Here is a 4,106-nt window from a genome sequence, read left to right on the forward strand (position 1 = left end):
TCGAGGCGAACATGTTGGCCTGCGAGGAGCCGACCAGGCGGACCGTGGAGGTCGAGCAGTTCTGCTCGTGGTCCGCGTGCAGGATCAGCAGCTTGGCCAGCGCGCCTGCCCCGGGAACAGCGCCACGACAGCCTGGACTCGCTGCTCGCCGCTGGCCTCGACGCCGCCTTCGTGCACGCGCCCACCGCCGTCCACCCCGAGATCGTCACCCGGCTGCTGGAGGCGGGCGTCCCGACGTACGTGGACAAGCCGCTCGCCTACGAACTCGCCGACTCCGAGCGACTGGTGGACCTAGCCGAGCGGCGGGGCGTCTCCCTCTTCGTCGGCTTCAACCGGCGGTACGCCCCCGGTTACGCGCAGTGCCTGGAGCATCCCCGCGAGCTGATCCTCATGCAGAAGAACCGGGTCGGGCTGCCCGAGGAACCCCGCTCGATGATCCTGGACGACTTCATCCACGTCGTCGACACCCTGCGCTTCCTGGCGCCGGGCCCGGTCGACGACGTGACGGTCCGCGCCCGCGTCGAGGACGGGCTCCTGCACCACGTGGTGCTCCAGCTCGGCGGGCGCGGCTTCACCGCGCTCGGCGTGATGAACCGGCTGAGCGGGTCCGCGGAGGAGATCCTGGAGGTCTCCGGCCAGGACACCAAGCGCCAGGTGCTCAACCTCGCCGAGGTGATCGACCACAAGGGGCAGCCCACCCTGCGCCGGCGCGGGGACTGGGTGCCGGTGGCCCGGCAGCGCGGTGTCGAGCAGGCGGTGCTCGCCTTCCTGGACGCCGTGCGGGCCGGGAAGGTGCTCAGCGCCCGGGACGCGCTGGCGACTCATGAACTGTGCGAGCGGGTGGTGCGAGCCGTTCAGGACCGCTCCGGCGCAGCCTGAGCGCCCGCAAACCCTCGCCGGCGCACAGCGCGGCCAGTACCAGCAGGGCGCCGTGCACCGGCCAGTCGCCGAAGCGGACGTACGGCGTGATGCCGTGCGCGAGCGGTACGTCGTACACGCGCGCGGTGCTCGCGTCGGTGCCGAGCCACGGCCCGAGCGGCTGCCCGTCCGGGCCGTACACGGAGGAGACGCCGGTGAGGGTCGCGTGCACCATCGGGCGGCCCGTCTCGGCGGCGCGGAGCGCGGCCAGCGAGGCGTGCTGCTCGGGGGCCCAGCTGCCCTGGAAGGTCGAGGTGGAGGACTGGCCGAGGAGGACGTCCGCACCGTCCTCGGCGAGGTGCCGGCTCATGTCGGGGAAGGCGGTCTCGAAGCAGATCAGCGGGCCTATCCGCAGCCCGTGCCCGACGTTCATCACGACCTGCTCGGTGCCGCGCCTGCGGTCCTCGCCGGCCGCCCGGCCGACCGAGGTGGCCCACCCGAGGAACGAGCGGGCCGGAATGTACTCGCCGAAGGGCACCAGACGCATCTTGTCGTAGCGGTCACCGGTCGGGCCGGCCGGGCCGACCAGTACCGAACTCTTGAAGATCCCGGGCCGGTCGGAGCGGCGGGCGTCCACGTTCACCAGCACGTCCGCGCCAGTCTGCCGGGACAGGGCGGTGACCCGCCGGGCCAGGTCGGGGCGGTGGGCGAGATCGAAGCCGACGCTGGACTCACCCCACACCACCAGGTCGACGCCCTGCCCGGCGAGCCGCCGGGTCAGCTGCTCCTCGCGGTCGAAGCGCTGCTCGGCGCTGTCCCGTCCGTCCACGATCCCCGGCTGTACGACCGCGATCCTGGTCCGGCCGTCGACGTCCGGGCGGGGCGCCCACGCCCATGCCGCGCAGGTCGCGGCGGCCGTGGCGACCAGCGAGGCCATCGCGGGCACCCGGCACTCGCGCACGGATATCAGCACGGCGGCCGCCACGTTCACGGCCACCACCAGGAAGCTGAGCAGCCACACCCCGCCGACCGAGGCGAGCCGCAGCGCCGGGCCCACCTGCCACTGGCTGGCGCCCAGCATGCCCCACGGCCCGCCGAGCCCCTGCCAGGAGCGGACCAGCTCCACCGCCAGCCAGCCCGAGGGCAGCACCAGCAGCGCGGCCGCACACCGGCCCGGCGAGGGCCCCCCGCTGAGGAACCGGCGCACCAGCCAGCCCCAGGGCGCCCAGAGCACGCCCAGCAGCGCGCCTATCAGGAAGATGAACACGTTCAGGCTCGGCAGCAGCCAGTGGTGCACGGCCACCATGAACCCGAAGCCGCCGCACCAGCCGTCGTACGCCGCCCGCCTGCCGGTCGGCGCCGCGCGGGTCAGCAGGATCCACGGGACCAGGGCGATGTACGCGAACCACCACAGTGAGGGCGCCGGGAACGAGAACACGGGCAGGGCGCCCGCCACGGCTGCGGCAGCGGAGCGTCGCCAGGGGGAGGTGAGCCAGCGGTCGATCGTCCTCATAAGGACCCTCCCTACCCAGGGCTGGCTCCAGTGTGCGCGCCGGAAGCGATCTCGGACAGAGGGCCCTCGTTCAGTCCGGCACGGCGGCCGTCCGCCGTGGCATCCGCCGCCACTTCTCCTGGACGACGACCTCGCGCAGCCGCCAGCCCTCGGGCGTGCGCAGCAGCCCGAAGTCGTACCGTCCGCCGCACTCCAGGTCGGGGGCGGCGGAGCCGTTGCCGCCGGCGAAGCGCATCGGGTTGAAGTAGTCGGCCCGGACCCGGGCGGTGTCCCCGGTGTCGTGCTCCAGGGTGCCGAACCGCACCCGGCGGTTGACGATCAGATGCTGCCGCACGGCGAACAGCGCCAGATTGTCGGCCAGCCATCCGGAGACCTGCCCGGCCCCGCCCTCGATGCCGCCGGCGGAGCGGTAGTCCGCCCGCCCGTCCGTCGTGAACAGGTTCCGGTACTCCGCCCAGTCGCCGTCGTCCACCGCCACCGCGTACGCGGTGATCAGCTCGTCCACTGCCAGCCGGTCCATCACGGTCGCAAGCTCAGCACGCTGCGTCATCGGCACAGTGTTGGGCACGGGGCGGTCGGAGCCAAGAGGCTTGCGGGGAAATTCGGCGGTGCGGGTGACCGTCGCGACGCTCTGGTGGCCCTGCCTCGCCTCGGCCTTGCCGACGCGTGGGCGCCGCCCTGGTTGAACGGCAAATATTGTGCACGCTGTGACGAAGCATTGACCTGGTGCGAATTTCTCCGAGATATCTGTAGTCATTTCTGACTACACGGGCTGCCGCTGGATCGTCGCCACGTTCGACTTGAGTTGACGTGCTCGTAACGTGAGGGGAGCATTGGAACTGCTCCGCCTTGTGTGTCGCGCTGGTTTCAGGGGCAACCGGGCGGATTGGCGGCGAGCAGCATCCCTTTCCCTTTCTCGGGTCAACCATCGAATGTGCGGAGTGACCTTTTTTGGAGTTGCCCGCAGTGAGTGAAGCTCATAAAAAAGCTCATGAAGAGCGAGGCATCGACAATCTCGACAGCAGTCCGGATTTCATTTTGCATCATTCCGACGCATAGAATTCACTAGAAGCGAAAGTTGACACGCATCATACGGGAGAGAGGACAGGCTCGTGCGGAATCGACAGAAGCAGCAGATAGCGACCGCAATAGCGTCGGCGGCAATGGTGGGAGGGATCGTCACCATCGGGACCCCCGCCTCAGCTGCGCCTGCACCGAACGGCACAGTCTCCATCGCTCAGGTGCGCGCCGGCAGCGGTTCGACGCAGGCTCACCACCTGCTCCCCGAAAAGCCGTGCAAGCGTAACTGCAAGACCAAGCCCGGCAATAAGAAGCCCGGCAACACTCAGGGCGGTACGCAGGGCGGCACTGGTAACACCCAGGGTGGAACTCAGGGTGGCGGCACCGGCAATACGCAGGGTGGAACCCAGGGCGGTAGGGGTAACACTCAGGGCGGTACGCAGGGTGGTGGCACCGGAAACACGCAGGGTGGAACCCAGGGTGGTGGCACCGGTAACACCCAGGGCGGTACGCAGGGTGGTGGCACCGGTAACACCCAGGGCGGTACGCAGGGTGGTGGCACCGGTAACACCCAGGGCGGTACGCAGGGTGGTGGCACCGGTAACACCCAGGGCGGTACGCAGGGTGGTGGCACCGGCAACACGCAGGGCGGCACGCAGGGTGGTGGCACCGGCAACACCCAGGGCGGCACCCAGGGTGGCGGCACCGGTAACAC

The 4,106-nt window shown here is 70.3% G+C and carries 2 protein-coding genes and 3 pseudogenes; 1 reads left to right on the forward strand and 4 read right to left on the reverse strand.

All coding sequences use genetic code 11. The annotated features are described in order from the left end of the window. A pseudogene (locus ACWEN3_RS42770) lies at positions 1 to 103 on the reverse strand (citrate/2-methylcitrate synthase); the annotation flags it as partial. Positions 104 to 105: 2 nt separating this feature from the next. Between ACWEN3_RS42770 and ACWEN3_RS42775 the strand changes: the two are divergent. Further along, a pseudogene (locus tag ACWEN3_RS42775) lies at positions 106 to 879 on the forward strand (Gfo/Idh/MocA family protein); the annotation flags it as partial. On the opposite strand, the gene lnt reads toward ACWEN3_RS42775, so the two are convergent. The 3 genes and pseudogenes from lnt to ACWEN3_RS42790 all read right to left on the reverse strand — a co-directional run. Then, positions 797 to 2,371 carry an apolipoprotein N-acyltransferase gene (gene lnt, locus ACWEN3_RS42780; protein WP_452983048.1) on the reverse strand — a complete coding sequence of 525 codons (1,575 nt, stop codon included), beginning with the start codon at positions 2,369 to 2,371 and terminating at the stop codon, positions 797 to 799. The pseudogene ACWEN3_RS42775 and the gene lnt overlap by 83 nt on opposite strands. 70 nt (positions 2,372 to 2,441) lie before the next feature. Beyond that, positions 2,442 to 2,921 (reverse strand): nuclear transport factor 2 family protein, encoded by a 480-nt coding sequence (locus ACWEN3_RS42785; protein WP_452983051.1) that lies wholly within the window; start codon positions 2,919 to 2,921, stop codon positions 2,442 to 2,444. A 649-nt stretch (positions 2,922 to 3,570) separates the two neighbouring features. Next, positions 3,571 to 4,106, reverse strand: a pseudogene (locus ACWEN3_RS42790) (hypothetical protein); the annotation flags it as partial.

It is taken from the genome of Streptomyces sp. NPDC004561 (genome assembly GCF_053602155.1).

Bases quoted from the DNA above. Each gene is read 5' to 3' on its own strand.
- lnt (WP_452983048.1), bottom strand. From the start codon at position 2,371: ATGAGGACGATCGACCGCTGGCTCACCTCCCCCTGGCGACGCTCCGCT.
- ACWEN3_RS42785 (WP_452983051.1), bottom strand. From the start codon at position 2,921: ATGACGCAGCGTGCTGAGCTTGCGACCGTGATGGACCGGCTGGCAGTG.